The organism is Candidatus Methylomirabilota bacterium, from assembly GCA_035936835.1.
Lineage (GTDB): Bacteria > Methylomirabilota > Methylomirabilia > Rokubacteriales > CSP1-6 > AR37.
Window position 1 is genome coordinate 1 of sequence record DASYVT010000136.1, and the last position, 16327, is coordinate 16327.

Consider the following 16327-nt stretch of genomic DNA (forward strand, 5'->3'; position numbering starts at 1 on the left):
GTGTTCGGCGAACGGCGCGAACGGTTCCCCTGCGAGGATGAGGAGCCTGAAGTCGTCCCGCGGGCGGACGCGGGCGACGGTCTCCAGCAAGAGATCGATGCGCTTCCCCGGGCGGAGATTGGATGAGTGGAAAACGACGACTTCCTCCCGCAGGCCGAGCTCGCGGCGCACCTCCTCGGGCGAGCGCCGTGGCGGGCTCGGGGCGAAAAAATTGTGGATGACCTCGATCGAGCCACCGAAGTCGAACACCCGCTGGGTCTCCTGCTTCAGAGACTCGGACACCGCCGTGACCGCGTCCGAACAGGTCAGGGCGTGCCTGATGGCCGGAGCGTAACCTGCATCATGGCCAAGCAGCGTCGTGTCCGTGCCGTGCAACGTCGTGACCACGCGAGGCTGTTGTTCCCGCGGGAGCATCGATCGGGCGAGGACCGCGGCCGTCGCGTGGGGCACGGCATAGTGCACATGAAGCACGTCCAACCGATGATCGCGACTCACTTCGGCCATGCGCACCGAGAGCGGCAGGGTGTAGTCGGGAAATTTGAACAGCTCGTAGTCGTTGATCACGACGGGATGGAAATACAGCCGTGGCCCGTCCGCACGCAGACGAAACGGCCGCTCGTAGCTAATGAAATGCACCTCGTGTCCCCGGCCCGCCAGGTCCTCCCCCAGCGCGGTTGCCAGAACGCCACTTCCTCCAACAGAGGGATAGCAGGTGATGCCGATCCGGAGAGCCTCGCCGGGAGCCATGTCAAACACCCCGCGCGCCGCGGCCCAGTCCCGAGAGCGAGGTGAAGACGAGCGGGTCGGCCGAGAACATCGCCGTGGCGTACTCCACCGCCGCGCCGAGTCCGTGGAGCCGCGCCCGGGTGAGCTGCACTTCCACGTAGTTGCGGGCGCTGGTTTGAGAAGCATCCGCCTCCATCGCAGCGACCCACGCTGCGACGATCTCCGGCCTGGAGATGTCGATGAGCACCGGCGAGATGTTGTCCGGTTCGGCTTCGGGCGTCAGCGCGTAGAACAGCAATTGCGTAATGCCGTGGGGCGGCGACGCCGTCAATTCCCGTACGCCGCCGAAACGCGCCAGCCGTGATGCGTCGCACACGAGTCGTCCCAACCGCGAATGATCGGGGTGATGGTTCTCGACGGGGCTCGGGGCGAGGACGATGCCCGGCCGCACCCGGCACAGAACGCCGGCCAGCGTGATGGCATGAGCTGCCCGGACTTCGAGGCGGGAGTCTCCATCGACCTCGACGAACTCGATCGTCGCGCCGAGTAGCGCCGCGGCTCGCTGCGCTTCAGCGACGCGTTGCTCGGGCCGGCCGTGCGTCGCTGCTTCGCCTCGCGAGCACACGACGAAATGCGCCGCACGCCCGGCGCGCGTCTCCTGCGCGATGACACCGCCGCAGCCGAACTCGATGTCATCGGGATGCGCGCCGAAGGCCAGCACCGGCGGCCTGTCAGGGAGAGAGTTCGGTGTAGGCTTCATCGGATCGATCGATCTCGTCCCGGCAGACAAAAGTGATCTGCGGCGCTTCATCCTGGCGAAGATAGGCTTGCTCGCCCGCGCCGGTCACGTAATGGGTGCACCCGATGGCCGACTGCATCCAGCGCAGCCGAGTGTCCCGCGTGGGACTGACCTGCTCCTTGGTGAAGGCGGTCGCCGGCAGAGTGACGAAGGACTCTCCGCCCGCGTGCAGGTGGAGCGCGTCGTCGCGCACGCGCGCGCGGACGATTTCGCCCTCGTACGGCACGTCCACGAAGAACTCGCTCACCTCGCATGCGCTGCGCCGCAGCGCCGGATCGCTCGAGCGCGCGACGTGAATCCCATCGAGCAAACCCATGCGGCGATACATGTCGAGACAGAAGTCCGCCACCGTCTCCGCGGACGTCTTCCGGAACAGATCGATCAACCGGCCGTCCACGTAATTGGGCAACTGACGCACGGTCTTGCCGTGCCAGTTCGGCGCAATGCGCTTCGCGTAGAGCGGCGAGAACTTTCGCTGAAGCTTCGTGGCGACCGCGAAGTTGAGCTGCGCAGGTTCACCGGTCGCGCGATGGCGCAGAATGGTGCGCGTCTCGCGCGAATCGTGGTCGCTGTCATGATAAAAGAACACGAGGCGCCCCCCCATCTGCGCCTGCATCTGCCGGGCGGTCCGGATCTTGGCGACGAGAAAGCGCCGAGGGAAAAACCCGCAGGGCTGCTGGCCGAAGGCAATGATCGGCTCGAGGCTCATGCCGCGCGGCCTTGATTGGTGGGAGCGCGCGGCGCCAGGACCGCCTGCAGGAGCATACTGAAGGCGATGCACGCCGCGCAGCCGATGAGGTTGTACCAGAGATAGCTGATGTTGAGGGACAAGAACATGACGATCACGAGGGCCTGGGCCGCCAGGGCCGCGAAGAAGACTGCACTGCCGCCCACTCGCCGAAAGAAAAACGCCACCAGAAAGATCCCGAGCACGACACCGTAGAAGATGGAGCCGAGGATATTGATCGCCTCGATGAGGTTCTCCGCGAAGCCGGCGAACAGCGCGAACGCCACCGCGAAGAGACCCCAGAGGGCGGTGAAGCGCTTCGCCACTCGCACGTTGCGCGCCTCATCGGCGGCGGCGAGCGGACGGAAATGCCGCCAGAGGTCAATCGTCGTCGTCGTGCCGAGCGCGTTGAGCTCCGCCGCTTTGGAAGATAGCGCCGCGGCGAACATCACCGCGATGAGCAGGCCGATCGCACCGTGCGGAAGCTCGGCCAGGATGAACGTGATGAAGACGTAGTCGGAGTCCTTCGTCTTGGCGCGTGGATCGGCCGCCAGGAGCGCGGCTTTGGCCTCGGAGCGAACGGCAGCGCTCCGGCGGTTGGTCTCGAGCATGGTCGCGCGGGCGAACGACTCCACGGCGGCGTCCTGGGACGTGCGGGTGTGGAGCCAGGCGCGAATCGCCTTCTGGTTGTCCGCGACCGCAACGACATGTCGCTCTTCGAGGGCGAGGAATGTGCCGCCGTCCGGACCTTGCGCGTGACGCTGCCACTCGGACTGGTTGAAGAACAGCGGCGGACGTTCGAACTGGTAGAAGACGAACAGGAGCGCGCCGAGCAAGAGGATGAGGAACTGCATCGGAATCTTCAGGAGCGCATTGAACATCAGACCGAGGCGGCCTTCGCGCAACGAGCCGCCGCCGATGTAGCGCTGCACCTGCGATTGGTCGGTGCCGAAATACGAGAGCGAGAGAAACAACCCGCCCAGGAGGCCGGTCCAGAGCGTGTAGCGCCGGCTCGGGTCGAACGAAAGGTCCACCGCCTGCAATTTGCCCAGGGCACCGGCAACGTGCGCGGCGCCACTGAACCCGAGCCCCTCGGGCAGCTTGACCAGCAAGACGACGAAGGCCGTCGCCATGCCGCTGAAGATCACCGCCATCTGCCACTTTTGCGTCAGGCTGACCGCTTCACTGCCGCCCGTGACGGTGTACGCGATGACGAGGAGCCCGGTGAACACGATGATGAGATCCAGCCGCCAGCCCAGCACCGTGGAGAGAATGATGGCGGGCGCGTAGATGGTCACTCCCGCGGCGAGGCCACGTTGCAGCAGAAACAGTCCCGCGCCGAGCAAACGGGTCTTCCGGTCAAAGCGCCGGCCCAAAAACTCGTAGGCGGTATACACACCGAACCGGCGATACATGGGCAGAAACACGGCGCACACGATGATGAGCGCGAGCGGCAACCCGAAATAGTTCTGCACGAATCCGATGCCACTCTCGAAGCCCTGTCCCGGGATCGAGAGAAAGGTGATCGCGCTCGCCTGCGTGGCCATCACGGACAGGCCAATCGTGCCCCAGCCGGTGGACTGGCTGCCCTTCAGGTATGTGTTGAGGCTCCGAATGTTGCGCGTGCGCCACGAACCGTACGCGGCGATGCCGACCATGGTGCCGAGCAACACCACCCAATCGGCGACGTTCATGAGAAGATCCGGCTGAACACCGCCAGCAGGACCACCACGAGGACAAACCACCCAAACACGAACAGGTACACGCCGCGCCACGTGCGGAATCCAGGCAGGCCGGGCGGCTCGGCATCGGATCGCTGGTCAGGCAGCGGCGGTCGGGTCACTTGCCCAAGGAGACGAGATTCGCAAACAGCCGGTACGCTCCGGGCACTCCTTCAGGAAGTTGCCGAAACCACGCCAGGCTGGTGTACACGAAATACCCCTTTCCGTGCCGTGCCACGAGCAGGCCGCCTCGGAGCGGCATCTCGCCGGGATCGCCGGACGCAAGGATCGCCGAGAAGCGTTCGTCCCATTGGTCCGGGAAATACAGGCCACGCTCCTGCACCCACCCGTCAAAATCTGCTCTGGTGATGCGATTCGGCCTGGTCAACACCGGATGATCGGGCGCCAGAAACGTCACCGGCGCATGTTCGTCCGTAACTCGGTCTCGCGAAATGCGCAGGCGGAAGGGCGCCAGCCAGTTTGCGCCCAGGCCGTCGGAGAGGTTGTACTGTGCGATGACATTTCCGCCTGCCTCGACATACTCGAACAACGCCGGTAAATGGCCAGCGAGATCCTTCCGGGTGTTGAAGGCCCGGATACCGATGACGACGGCATCCAGAGGGCGCAGCTTGTCCGGGATCAAATCAGCGCCGGTCAACTGCGTGACCGCATAGCCCATGCGCTCCAAGCATCCGGCCACGTCGTCACCCGCGCCGGCCAGGTAGCCGATGTGACGGCCTCGAATCGCCAGGTCAAGGGAAACCGCTTTCAGGCGCGCGACGGGTTGGAGGAGCTGAAACGGAATGTGGTTGTAACGAAGCTCGATGCGCTGAGTATTGAACCGTAGGCCATTGACCTCCACGCTGCCCTCGAGGGTTGCCATGGCGAGCTGGGCCGGTGCCGTGACGGTGAAGGTGAACCGGGCGTGCTCCCCTGCCTCGGCCAGATGAAATGGTTGTGAGGCGGTGATCCTCCAACCGGTTGGGCCCTCCAACTGCACGGTGCCGGCGACGCTCGCGCGCGCGGCGGTAAGCTCAACCGTCACCGGGCGTGTGGCGCCGGGCGCGAACAGCTGCACATCCGACACGAACCGAAGTGAGACCGGCGGGATCACGTCCAATCGGCGGCGCATGGTCGCGTTCGCGGGATCCGCCGCCTGTACCGGCTCACCCGAAATCACCAGGGTCTGACCGCCAACTTCGAAGACGTACTCGATCGGGAATGCGGCCGGGTTCTCCGGACGACCGATGAGAGAAGGATTATCCACTTGAAACAAGCCGGCCGTGCCTTCTTTGCGAAGCCAGTACGGCTGGCTTGGCGGCGTGGTGGCGGGCAGGATCTGGTTCTCGTCACGGACGACCGATTGGTTGGCGCGCAGCTCGAGGACCGTGGTGACCGCGCGCTGGATACTGGGGTAACGCACCGCCGTCCAGCGAACAGGGAGACCCGAACGCATGACCGCAGTGTGGCGCATCTTCAACGTTTCGCCGGGCACGGCCTCGGGTTGATCCACCAGGGTCTCCACCTCGAGACCGATGAAGGCCTGGATGATCCGGTCCAGTTGCTGGCGTTTGTCGCTGACGACGGGATTCGCGGGCAATACGGACACTCGGCTGCGGATCGCCAACAAGGCGGGCACGCTGGCCGCCGGGTCTTCCGGCTTGAACCGCGCGATCGCTTCCTCGGTCAATCGCCCGATCTCCGCGCCACCCGGCACGCGGTTCCACGTCGTGTCCACTCCGTCGAGGATGTCGTGCGCCGCGGGTTCGCCACCGAGCGATACAAAGGACTCGGTCCTCGACGGGCCGACCGGCACGCCGAGGCCCACGTCGAAGCCTTGCGTCTTGTGCATGGCCCGACTGCGGGCGGCAATCGAGGCAAACGGTTCGCCCAGCACCGGGTCGTTGCCACCGATGTCCATCTTCACCACGCCTGTCCCGTTGCCCCCGGCCGCGCCGGCTCCTGCGCCGCCAACGCCGACGTTGTGGAGAATGCGTTTGGGCTGCCACGGGGTCAGCTCGCCGAGTTGCTCGGGGAATGCTCGCGGGTCGCCGGCGAGCTTGAAGGCTTCAACGGCAAGGATGGTGGACGCGGTGTGATGGCCGTGAGTGTTCCCCGGCTGCGGAGAGAAACGCGTGACGATCACGTCCGGCCGGAACGAGCGGATCACGCGGACGATGTCAGCCAGGACTGCCTGCCGATCCCAGATCCGCAGAGTGTCCTGGTAATCCTTCGAAAACCCGAAGTCTTTCGCGCGCGTGAAGTACTGCCGTCCTCCATCCAGACGCCGCGCGGCGAGCAATTCCTGAGTGCGAGCTACGCCCAATTGCTCGCGGAACTGGGGACCGAGCAGGTTCTGACCGCCGTCGCCCCGCGTGAGCGACAGATAGGCCGTCCGGTATCCACGACCGCGCGCCAGGTAGGTGATGACCCGCGTGTTCTCGTCGTCCGGATGCGCCGCGATGTACAGCACGCTGCCCATCGTGGCGAAGCTGCGCAGTTGCTGCAGGATGTCGGGGTCGACCGGGAGCTCGGCGGCTCGACTGAGCCCGGAGCAGCCGGCCAGCAAGCTTGCGGCGAGGGCCAGCCCAAGCACCTGGCGGGTGCGCCTGGCCGGCCCTCTTGACGTCGTCGTCGTTTTCATGTGTGCCGCCCCCGGTGACGCACGGCGATCCTGTATTACAGATGTGGGGCATCGGACAGCAGAGCCTTCTCGCCACCTGGCCCGCTCGGGCGCCCCCGCGCCGCCCGGCTCCGGCGCGTCAGTAAGATAACACCTGTTCTCAGACACAGCGGCCATATCAGAGCGCGGACGAACCGTGGCATCGCGCGCCGATCCTGTGAGAGCGCGCGGGACAAGTCAAACCGGCGCCTCGAGGCAAAGGGCGGGCGCCGGCCCCCGGGGCGCTCCGAACGGACCGGCGCGGTCGCCCAGGCTCCCGGCACCGGTTACAGGGTTTCAGGTCGTCACCTTGAACCGGAATGCGAGTGAGCTGTCTGCCTTTCGGATCATAGTTGCCCGACAGGCTTGCCCGCTCAGTCGCTACGCGAGCCTCTCGCTAGCTCGCACTCTTGTTTCTGCTTGAAGCAGTCGTCTATGCAGGTCTGATAGCCGTCCGTCCACTCCCCCTGACTGCCGACGCCGAAAGGGGCGAGCAGCAGCAGTACGCCTACCGCCCCGGGCGGACCTCTCCGCGGGCAGATGAAGCCGAATCCAAGGGGAAGCGGTACTGCCCGCCGCCCGCGTGCTGTCACGGAGCTCTCAGCCGGCGCCCTTGACAGCCGCCGCGCGCCTTGGGAGGATCGACGCCGGGAGCCGAGGGTTCGAAGCGACGTCCGCAGGGAAAGGAACGAGACCATGCGATCGATCGTGCTGGGCCTGCTGGCGATGGCGACGGCGGCCGGTTGTGCCGCAGCGCGCAACACACCCGCCCAGGACCTGGCCTGGGAGCGCTGGGGGGCGTGCAGTCATTTCTCCACGATCACGATCGAGCGGATCGAGCTGGACGGCCGGCTCGTGGTCGCCGCGTACGAGGTCGATGGCGCGCGGTTCAGCGCGTGCGTGCGCGAGGCGGCGGACGACCAGATCCGCCGCGGAGCCGCCCCCGTGCCACAGGCGGTCGTGCTCGTGAAGAACTACGGTTGCCAGGGCGGTGCGATGTGAGCCTGCGCCGATTCCACATCGCCGCATGGGTGGCGGCCGCGCTACTCCTCGGCGTGGCCCAGCCGGGGTCCGCCCAGGCGCCGTCCGGCGAGGTGACGGTCTCCTTCCACGTCACGCTGGCGCCCTCCTGGTTCGATCCGTCCACCGCCCCGCCCCAGATCACGCCCTTTGGCGTCCTCTACGCAGTTCACGACGCGCTGGTCCGCCCGCTCCCCGGCCAGAAGATGGGCTCGAGCCTCGCCGAGTCGTGGACGGAGAGTCCCGACGGGCTCGTGTACGAGTTCAAGCTGCGCCGCGGGCTCAAGTTCCACAACGGCGACCCTGTGACGGCCGACGACGCCAAATGGAGCTTCGAGCGCTACCAGGGCGCAGGTGCGAAGCAGCTCCAGACCAGAGTGCGGCAGGTGGACGCGGTCGACCCACTGACGCTGCGCTTCCAGCTCAAGGAGCCCTGGCCGGATTTCATGACCTTCTATGGCACCACCGCCACGGCGGCCGGAATCGTCCTGCCCAGGAAATACTTCGAGCAGGTCGGGGCGGACGGCTTCAAGCAGAAGCCCATCGGCGCGGGCCCCTACAGGTTTGTGAGCCAGCGGCCCGGCATAGACGTGGTCCTGGAAGCCTTCCCCGGATACTGGCGGCACGCGCCGTACGTCAAGCGGCTGACCATGAAGGGAGTGCCCGACAGCACCACGCGGCTGACGATGCTCAGGAGCGGCGAGACGGACTTCGCCCTCTTCCTCGACGGGCCCGACGCGGAGGCGGTGAAGCGCGATCCGCGCCTGACGCTGACGGCCACGCGGCATGCGTCCATTTTCTGGATCGAGTTCGCCGACCAGTGGGATCTCAAGTCGCCGTGGAGCGACAAGCGCCTGCGGCTGGCGGTCAACTACGCACTCGATCGCAAGGGGACGAACGAGGCCGCCTGCCTCGGCTTCTGCCCGCCGGCCGGCGTCATCGTCCCGCGCGTGATGGACTTCGCGCTCCAGGTTCCACCGCTGCCCTACGACCCGGGCAAGGCCAAGCAGCTCCTCGCAGAGGCCGGCTACCCGAACGGCTTCGACGCCGGGGAGTTCGTGGCCATCCCGGGCTTCCCCACGGTGGGCGAGGCCGCGCTGAACAACCTCATCGCGGTCGGTATCCGGATGAGGATGCGGCCGATGGAGCGCGCCGCCTTCTACGCCGCCTGGCAGGAGAAGAAGCTCCGCGGGCTGTTCCTCGTCGCCGTGGGGAACTCGGGCAACGCCGCGAGTCGCGTCGAGGCGTTCATCTACTCCAAGGGCGCCTCCGCCTACGGCGGCTATCCGGACATCGACGAGCTGTTCCTGCAGCAGGCGCGCGAGCGGGATCCCGCCAAGCGCGAGGTCCTGCTCCACCGTATCCAGCAGGCCACCATAGATCGGGTGATGTTCGCGCCGCTCATGGACCTGCGCGGGCTGATCGCCATCGGACCGCGGCTGGCCGACCACACCATGAACACGATCCCGATGTACCCGTTCCCCGTGTACGAGGACATTCGGCTCAAGAGCCAGTGACGCCCTCGGCATATGCCGGGGCTTCGCCCCAGGAGGTGACACCATGACGCCCACTCGTCGAGGGTTCCTCACACTGGCTGCCGGCGGCTTCGCGCTGGCCGGCGGCCTCGCCCGTGCGTTCGCCCAGTCCAAGATCAAGCCGGGCCCCCGGGACCTGCTGCTCGTGGTCGACGTGCAGAACTGCTTCACGCCGGGCGGCTCGCTCGCCGTCAACGACGGGGACAAGATCATCCCGATCATCAACCGGCTCGCGCCGGCCTTCGAGCACGTGATCCTGACGCAGGACTGGCACACGCCGGGGCACATCTCCTTCGCGTCGAGCCATGCGGGCAAGAAGCCCTTCGAGACGGTGAGCCTGCCGTACGGGACGCAGGTGTTGTGGCCGGACCACTGCGTGCAGGGGACGCCGGGCGCGGAGCTGCACAAGGACCTGCGCATTCCGCATGCCGAGCTGATCATTCGCAAGGGCTACCGCAACCAGATGGACTCCTACTCGGCTTTCTACGAGGCCGACGGCAAGACGCCGACCGGGCTCGCCGGCTACCTGCGGGAGCGCGGCCTCACGACCGTGTTCCTCGTCGGACTCGCCACCGACTTCTGCGTGTTCTGGTCGGCGATGGACGCGCGCAAGGCGGGCTTCAATGCCCTCGTGATCGAGGATGCCACGCGTGGGATCGACGCCGGCGGCTCGATGGCGAAGTCCTGGCAGGAAATGCTCGGGGCAGGCGTCAAGCGGATCCAGTCGACCGACGTGGCGGTCTAGTGCCGACCGACGCGTTCAGCGCGCTCGAGCGCCTGTGGAGCCTCGCCGGCTGCGAGGCCGCCGCGCTCGAGCGCGTGACGCTCACGGGCGCCGACCCGATCCTGCCCACGGACTTCAAGATCGGCACCGCGGCCTCCGCCGTGATCGCCGCCGGCGCGCTCGCGGCCTCCGAGATCTGGCGGCTGCGGACGGGGCGGGGGCAGTCCGTCTCGGTCGACCTGCGCGCCGCCGTCGCCGCCTTCCGCAGCGAGCGCTACCTGCGCGCCGAGAGCCAGCCGGACCTCCATCTCCGCGATCCCATCTTCGGCTTCTACCAGGCGGGCGACGGGCGCTGGATCCAGATCCATTCCAACCTGCCGCATCACCACGAGGGGGCGTTGAGAGTGCTCGGCTGCGAGGACACGCGCGAGGCCGCCGCCGCGGCCGTCGGGAAGTGGACCGCCGGCGACCTCGAGAACGCGTTCGCGGCGGCGGGCCTGCCCACCGGCATGGTGCGCTCGCGCGCGGAGTGGCACGCCCACCCGCAGGGTCTCGCGGTCGCTGAGCTGCCCCTCTTGGAGATTGTGAAGATAGGCCAGACCCCGCCTCAGCCTGCCGGCGCGGGCCCGCGCGCGCTCTCGGGAATCCGCGTGCTCGACCTCACGCGCGTCATCGCGGGGCCAATCTGCGGCCGCACCCTCGCGGGCTACGGCGCCGACGTGCTGAACGTCTCGTCGAAACACCTCCCGAATCTGCTGGGCTTGGTGATCGATACCGGCTTGGGCAAGCTCTCGGCGTCGCTCGACCTGAGGCAGGCGGGCGACGCCGACCGGCTGCGGGCGCTCGTCCGCGACTGTGACGTCTTCTGCCAGTCCTACCGGCCGGGGGCGCTCGCCCGCCTCGGCCTCGGGGCCGAAGAGATGGCGCGGCTCCGCCCCGGCATCGTGTACGTGACGCTCTCCGCCTTCAGTCACGTCGGGCCATGGCGCGAACGACGGGGATTCGAGACGATCATCCAGTCCGTCAGCGGGATGGCGCACGAGCAGGGGTTAGGCGCCGCCGGAGGCGAGAAGCCCCAGCACCTGCCCGCGCAGGTGGTGGACCACGGCACGGGATACCTCGCCGCCTTCGGCGCGCAGGTCGCGCTCGCCCGCCGCGCGCGCGAAGGCGGCAGCTACCTGGTGCGCGTGTCGCTGGCTCAGACCGGAAAGTGGGTTGATGCTCTAGGGCGCGTGGATGGCCGGCGCACACCCGACCTCACGCCGGACGCCGTGCAGGACCTGATGGCGGACATGGACTCACCCTACGGCCGGCTGCGCCACGTCGTGCCCGCCGCGCGGCTGTCGGAGACGCCCGCGTTCTGGTCGCGTCCGACGGTGCCGCTCGGCACCCACCCGGCCGCCTGGCCCGCCTGAGCGCCCATGGTTAGGCACCTCGACGTGCCGGACGACTCGGGGATCAGCGGCAAGGTCGCGGTCGTGATGGGCGGTGGCGCCGCGGGCGCCGGCATCGGCAACGGCCGCGCCGCCGCGATCCTCCTGGCCAGGGCGGGCGCCCGGGTCGTCGTGGTGGATCGCACAATCGATCTGGCCGAGCAGACGGTCGCGATGATCAAAGAGCAGGGGTGGGAAGCCCTCGCGCTCGAGGCGGATATTACCCGGGCGGAGGACTGCGCCATGGTGGTGAAGGCGGCGCTCGACCAATTCGGCCGCCTCGATCTCCTCGACAACAATGTCGGCATCGGCAGCCGCGGGTCTGTCGTGGACGAGACCCAGGAGAACTGGCGCCGCGTCATGCAGGTCAACGTCGAGACGATGTTCCTGGCCGCCAAGCACGCGATCCCCGCCATGATCCGCGGGGGCGGCGGCGCCATCGTCAACGTGTCGTCGATCTCCGCGCTCAGACCGCGCGGCCTGACGGCCTATTCCGCCTCCAAGGGTGCCGTCATCGCTCTCACCCGCGCCATGGCGGTAGACCACGGCCGCGACGGGGTCCGGGTGAACTGCGTGGCGCCGGGGCCGGTCTACACGCCGATGGTCTACCAGCGCGGCATGAGCGCGGAGGCCCGCGACCGGCGCCGCCGCGCCTCTGTCTTGGGGATCGAAGGCACCGGCTGGGACGTCGGCCACGCGGTGCGCTTCCTCCTCTCGGATCACGCGCGCTACATCACGGGGCACACGCTCGTCGTCGACGGTGGCGCCACGCTGTCGGGGCCGGAGCGCGCGTCGGAGTGAGAGGTTAGCCTCGGGCATGTTCGCGTCTCCGGGCTCGATCGCGTTCCAGCTCGGCCCCTTGGTGGTCCGGTGGTATGGGATCCTGACGGCGGTGGCCATCGTGGTGGGTCTGTGGCTCGTGGACCGGCAGGCGCGCGCCGAGCATCTCCCTGAAGACAAGATCTCGAGCTGTGTCATGTGGGGAGTCGTGACCGGGTACATCGGGGCGCGCCTCTACGAAGTGGCGTTCAACTGGGATTACTACGGCCGGAATTGGGCCAAGATTCCCGCCGTGTGGGAAGGGGGGCTCGCCATCCACGGCGGCCTCATCGTCGGTTCCGCGGTCGCCGCCGGGCTCGCCGCGTGGCGGGGCCTCCCGGTGCTGCGACTCCTGGACATCGCGGCGCCCAGCATGGCCATCGCGCAGGCCATCGGGCGCTGGGGGAATTTCTTCAACGAGGAGGCCTTTGGACGGCCGACCGATCTGCCCTGGGGCCTCTACATCTCGCCTCGACACCGGCCGCTCGAGTACCGGGGCGCGGAATTCTTCCACCCGACCTTTCTCTACGAATCGCTCTGGGACCTGGCGGTGTTCGCGGTCCTCGTCGGCTGGCTCCGCCCGCGCTGGCGTGACCGGCCGGGAGCGCTCTGCTTCTGGTACGTCGGCTTGTACTCGGTCGGGAGATTCGCCATCGAATCCATGCGGCTCGACAGCTTCTGGGCCGGCGGCTACCGCGTGCCCCAGCTCGCGAGCCTGGTCGGCATCGCCATTTCCATCTGCGGTCTCCTGTGGGTCAGCCGGGGCACCCGCAGCGGCACGAGCGCGGCGTGAATCCCGAGCATATTGTCCCAAAACATTTCGTCGAGGAGGACTAAGCCGATGGCGAGCGTCTACGAGCAGGTCTACCAGCGGTCCATGCGGGATCCCGAGGGGTTCTGGGCCGAGGCGGCCGAGGACATCTACTGGGACCGGCGCTGGGACAAGGTCTTCGACGACTCCCGCAAGCCTTTCTACCGCTGGTTCGTTGGCGGCCGGCTCAACACCTGCTTCAACGCGCTCGACCTGCACATCGAGCGGGGTCGGGGCAAGCAGATCGCGCTGATCTACGACAGCCCGGTGACGGGCACGGTGCGCAGCTACACGTACGAGGCGTTCCGCGACGAGGTGGCCCGCACGGCCGGGGCGCTCCGCCGCCAAGGCATCACCAAGGGCGACCGCGTCATCATCTACATGCCCATGGTGCCCGAGGCGGTCATCGCCATGCTGGCCTGCGCCCGCATCGGCGCCATCCACTCGGTGGTCTTCGGCGGGTTCGCCTCCCACGAGCTGGCGAAGCGCATCGACGACGCGACGCCCAAGATGATTCTCTCGGCCTCCTGCGGCATCGAGCCGGGGCGGGTGGTGGCCTACAAGCCGCTCCTGGACCAGGCCATCCAACTGTCCGGCCACAAGCCAGGGCGCTGCGTGATCCTGCAACGCGAGCAGGAGAAGGCGCAGCTCACGAAGGGGCGCGACCTCGACTGGGGCGACTTCCTTTCGGGCGCGCCGGCTGCCGACTGCGTGCCGGTGGCGGCGACCGACCCGCTCTACATCCTCTACACATCCGGGACCACGGGAGTGCCCAAGGGCGTGGTGCGGGACAACGGCGGCCACGCCGTGGCGCTCAAGTGGTCCATGGAGAACATCTACGGCATGGGCGCGGGCGAGACGTACTGGACCGCGTCCGACATCGGCTGGGCCGTCGGGCACTCGTACACCGTCTACGCGCCGCTGCTCAAGGGCTGCACCAGCATCCTCTACGAGGGCAAGCCGGTCGGCACCCCCGATCCAGGCGCCTTCTGGCGCGTCGTCTCCCAGCATGGCGTGAGCGCGCTCTTCACCGCGCCCACGACCTTCCGCGCGATCAAGAAGGAAGACCCGCAGGGGACCCATATCGGGAAATACGATCTCTCGCGCTTCCGCACGCTCTTCCTGGCGGGCGAGCGCTGCGACCCGGACACTCTTCACTGGGCCGAGGAGCGCCTGCGGGTGCCGGTCATCGACCACTGGTGGCAGACGGAGACGGGCTGGCCCATCGCGGCCAACTGCGTGGGGCTCGGCCAGCTGCCCGTCAAGCCGGGCTCGCCCACCAAGGCGGTGCCGGGCTACGACGTGCGCGTTCTCGACGAGGGGAACACGGAGGCGCCGGCGGGGCAGATCGGCTCCATCGCGATCCGGCTCCCGCTGCCGCCCGGGTGCCTTCCCACCCTGTGGAACAACGACGCGGGCTATGTGAAGTCCTATCTCGAGCGGCACCCGGGACACTACCTCACGGCCGACGCGGGCTACCAGGACGAGGACGGATACCTCTACATCATGAGCCGTATCGACGACATCATCAACGTGGCCGGCCACCGGCTCTCGACGGGCGGCATGGAGGAGGTGCTGGCGGGGCACCCCGATGTGGCCGAGTGCGCGGTGATGGGCGTGGCCGACGCGCTCAAGGGCGAGATCCCCGTGGGGTTCGTCGTCACCAAGGCGGGGGTGACCAAGCCCGACGCCCTGCTGGTGAAGGAGCTGGTCGAGCGGGTGCGGGAGCACATCGGGCCGGTCGCCGCCTTCAAGCTGGCGATGGTGGTGAAGCGCTTGCCCAAGACCCGCTCGGGCAAGATCCTGCGCGGGACCATGAAGAGGATCGCGGACGGGACTGACTACGAGATGCCCGCCACCATCGACGACCCCGCCATCCTCGACGAGATCGCCGAGAGCCTCAAGAAGGCCGGCTACCCCGGCAAGCCCTAGCACGGTGAGCCGGCGCGAGGGGCTTGACAGACGCCCGGTTGTGGCGTTTTCTTGTACGTGTCGGAGGCTGAGGCGCCCGTCTCCGGCGTGGCGTCCACCCCAGGGGAGGTCCTATGGACAGCACTCCACCCGGCTCGTTACGCGAGCCATCGGGTAGGCAGCCGCTCCTGATGGCTCGCGAGGCGACAAGAACAGCAGCACACTAAGAGCCCGGCTTATCCGCCGGGTCATGCCCGGGCCCGAGGGCCCGGCGCCTTGATTGGAACTGCCCGGATGGCGGTAACCGGTGCCGCCATCCGGGCTTTTCCTTGCCTTGGCGGCTTTTCCGGACGCGAAACGCTATCGCTGTCGGGCGGAACCGGTAGATGTACCCCTCGGGCATGTGAGCATAGGAAACGTAAAGGCCACTATCAGACGCGGGCTCGCGGTCACCTCGCGGGTGCAGGGGGCGAGAGTGAGCGCTCCTCAGCCGGGTACGCGAGGCATTGGCGACCACGACCTGAACGTGACCTGCCGCTCGGCCTCGGCCCTCACCGCTGGCGCACACGTCCGGGATACAATGGGCGCCGATGGCGATCTTCTACGAGGCTGTTCTGCGGGCGCTGGACGCCGCCTCGATCCGATTCGTCATCGTCGGTGGCGTCGCCGTGATCCTGCATGGTGTGCCGCGATCGACAGCTCATCTCGACCTCGCGATCGACCTCGCGGAGGGCAACGTGCGTCGATTCATCGGGGTCATGGCGCAGCTCGGGTTCGTTCCGCGCGCGCCGGTCGCGGCGGCCGACCTGGCCAGCGCCGATCACCGGCGAGACTGGGTCGCCGACAAGCACATGATAGCGTTTACGTTCCACCGCCCGGGCCGACCACTCGATGAGGTGGACGTGCTGATCGATCCGCCCCTGCCCTTTGCCGAGCTGGCGGCCGGCGCAGACTTCGTGGAAGCCGAGGGCTTGCGCCTGCCGATCGTGGGCATTCGGCATCTGATCCGCATGAAGGAGGGCGCCGGACGGGCGCAGGATGTGGCGGACGTTGACGCCCTGCGCCGTTTGCTGGAGGCCTCGGGTGAGTGATCCGGTCCTCCGCCGTGGGGTGACGCACGCCTACCCGCTCGAGCGCCTGCTCGCCTTCCGGGCCATGCCGGCGGCCGACAAGCTGCGGTGGCTCGAGGAAACGCGGCAGTTCCTCGATCGGTTCCTCACGCCCGAGCGAAAGGCCCTGATGGACCGTTTTCGTCGCGGCGAGCTCTGAAGGGAGCGGGCTGGCTCATCGCGTCTCTTCCTTGCTCTCAGCGCTTGACGACCTGGCCGGTCTCGATGTCGATCACGTCTCGCCGGGGGCCCATCGTCCGCATAGTCTCGAAGCCGTCCTCGACCATGTCGCAGTAGAGCTCCACGCGGTTGCCGTCAGGGTCGGGGAAG

14 protein-coding genes are annotated in these 16327 nt (G+C 67.7%); 9 read left to right on the top strand and 5 right to left on the bottom strand.

Translation table 11 applies throughout. The features are described 5' to 3' along the window. The 5 genes from bshA to VGV06_11960 all read right to left on the bottom strand — a co-directional run. Positions 1 to 747 (bottom strand): N-acetyl-alpha-D-glucosaminyl L-malate synthase BshA (bshA, locus tag VGV06_11940; GenBank protein ID HEV2055867.1); only part of this gene is annotated, 747 nt, incomplete at its 3' end. A 1-nt stretch (position 748) separates the two neighbouring features. Then, a complete protein-coding gene (locus tag VGV06_11945; protein HEV2055868.1) occupies positions 749 to 1447 on the bottom strand; it encodes a PIG-L family deacetylase in 699 nt (232 codons plus the stop codon). Between the two features lie 10 nt (positions 1448 to 1457). Beyond that, complete coding sequence (locus VGV06_11950) at positions 1458 to 2234, bottom strand: hypothetical protein (GenBank protein HEV2055869.1); 777 nt, start codon at positions 2232 to 2234, stop codon at positions 1458 to 1460. Continuing rightward, complete coding sequence (locus VGV06_11955; GenBank protein HEV2055870.1) at positions 2231 to 3946, bottom strand: sodium:solute symporter; 1716 nt, start codon at positions 3944 to 3946, stop codon at positions 2231 to 2233. Before VGV06_11955 ends, VGV06_11950 begins: the two co-directional genes overlap by 4 nt. Positions 3947 to 4091: 145 nt before the next feature. Then, positions 4092 to 6617, bottom strand: a complete 2526-nt coding sequence (locus tag VGV06_11960; protein ID HEV2055871.1) for a PIG-L family deacetylase — start codon at positions 6615 to 6617, stop codon at positions 4092 to 4094. A 714-nt stretch (positions 6618 to 7331) separates the two neighbouring features. On the opposite strand from VGV06_11960, the gene VGV06_11965 reads away from it, so the two are divergent. From VGV06_11965 to VGV06_12005, 9 genes are all read left to right on the top strand, one after another. Continuing rightward, positions 7332 to 7637: a hypothetical protein gene (locus VGV06_11965; protein HEV2055872.1), complete on the top strand. Its 306-nt coding sequence runs from the start codon at positions 7332 to 7334 to the stop codon at positions 7635 to 7637. Then, the gene (locus VGV06_11970) at positions 7634 to 9172 is read left to right on the top strand and encodes an ABC transporter substrate-binding protein (GenBank protein ID HEV2055873.1); all 1539 of its coding nucleotides are present in this window, start codon (positions 7634 to 7636) and stop codon (positions 9170 to 9172) included. Before VGV06_11965 ends, VGV06_11970 begins: the two co-directional genes overlap by 4 nt. Before the next feature lie 43 nt (positions 9173 to 9215). Further along, a complete protein-coding gene (pncA, locus tag VGV06_11975) occupies positions 9216 to 9935 on the top strand; it encodes a bifunctional nicotinamidase/pyrazinamidase (protein HEV2055874.1) in 720 nt (239 codons plus the stop codon). Beyond that, on the top strand, positions 9935 to 11329 hold the full coding sequence (locus VGV06_11980; protein ID HEV2055875.1) for a CoA transferase: 1395 nt from the start codon (positions 9935 to 9937) through the stop codon (positions 11327 to 11329). The genes pncA and VGV06_11980 overlap by 1 nt, the downstream gene beginning before the upstream one ends. A gap of 6 nt (positions 11330 to 11335) precedes the next feature. Next, complete coding sequence (locus VGV06_11985) at positions 11336 to 12148, top strand: SDR family NAD(P)-dependent oxidoreductase (GenBank protein HEV2055876.1); 813 nt, start codon at positions 11336 to 11338, stop codon at positions 12146 to 12148. A gap of 16 nt (positions 12149 to 12164) precedes the next feature. Continuing rightward, entirely contained in the window at positions 12165 to 12959 is a 795-nt protein-coding gene (gene lgt, locus VGV06_11990; protein HEV2055877.1) for a prolipoprotein diacylglyceryl transferase, read from the top strand. A gap of 48 nt (positions 12960 to 13007) precedes the next feature. Further along, positions 13008 to 14909, top strand: coding sequence for a propionyl-CoA synthetase (locus VGV06_11995; GenBank protein HEV2055878.1), 1902 nt, complete (start codon positions 13008 to 13010; stop codon positions 14907 to 14909). Between the two features lie 569 nt (positions 14910 to 15478). Beyond that, positions 15479 to 15979: a hypothetical protein gene (locus VGV06_12000; GenBank protein ID HEV2055879.1), complete on the top strand. Its 501-nt coding sequence runs from the start codon at positions 15479 to 15481 to the stop codon at positions 15977 to 15979. Further along, the gene (locus VGV06_12005; GenBank protein ID HEV2055880.1) at positions 15972 to 16157 is read left to right on the top strand and encodes a hypothetical protein; all 186 of its coding nucleotides are present in this window, start codon (positions 15972 to 15974) and stop codon (positions 16155 to 16157) included. The genes VGV06_12000 and VGV06_12005 overlap by 8 nt, the downstream gene beginning before the upstream one ends. Positions 16158 to 16327 lie beyond the last annotated feature (170 nt).

Coding starts and splice junctions, on each gene's coding strand:
- VGV06_11950 (HEV2055869.1), bottom strand. CDS start 2,234: ATGAGCCTCGAGCCGATCATTGCCTTCGGCCAGCAGCCCTGCGGGTTT.
- VGV06_11955 (HEV2055870.1), bottom strand. CDS start 3,946: ATGAACGTCGCCGATTGGGTGGTGTTGCTCGGCACCATGGTCGGCATC.
- VGV06_11960 (HEV2055871.1), bottom strand. CDS start 6,617: ATGAAAACGACGACGACGTCAAGAGGGCCGGCCAGGCGCACCCGCCAG.
- VGV06_11965 (HEV2055872.1), top strand. CDS start 7,332: ATGCGATCGATCGTGCTGGGCCTGCTGGCGATGGCGACGGCGGCCGGT.
- pncA (HEV2055874.1), top strand. CDS start 9,216: ATGACGCCCACTCGTCGAGGGTTCCTCACACTGGCTGCCGGCGGCTTC.
- VGV06_11985 (HEV2055876.1), top strand. CDS start 11,336: ATGGTTAGGCACCTCGACGTGCCGGACGACTCGGGGATCAGCGGCAAG.
- lgt (HEV2055877.1), top strand. CDS start 12,165: ATGTTCGCGTCTCCGGGCTCGATCGCGTTCCAGCTCGGCCCCTTGGTG.
- VGV06_11995 (HEV2055878.1), top strand. CDS start 13,008: ATGGCGAGCGTCTACGAGCAGGTCTACCAGCGGTCCATGCGGGATCCC.
- VGV06_12000 (HEV2055879.1), top strand. CDS start 15,479: ATGGCGATCTTCTACGAGGCTGTTCTGCGGGCGCTGGACGCCGCCTCG.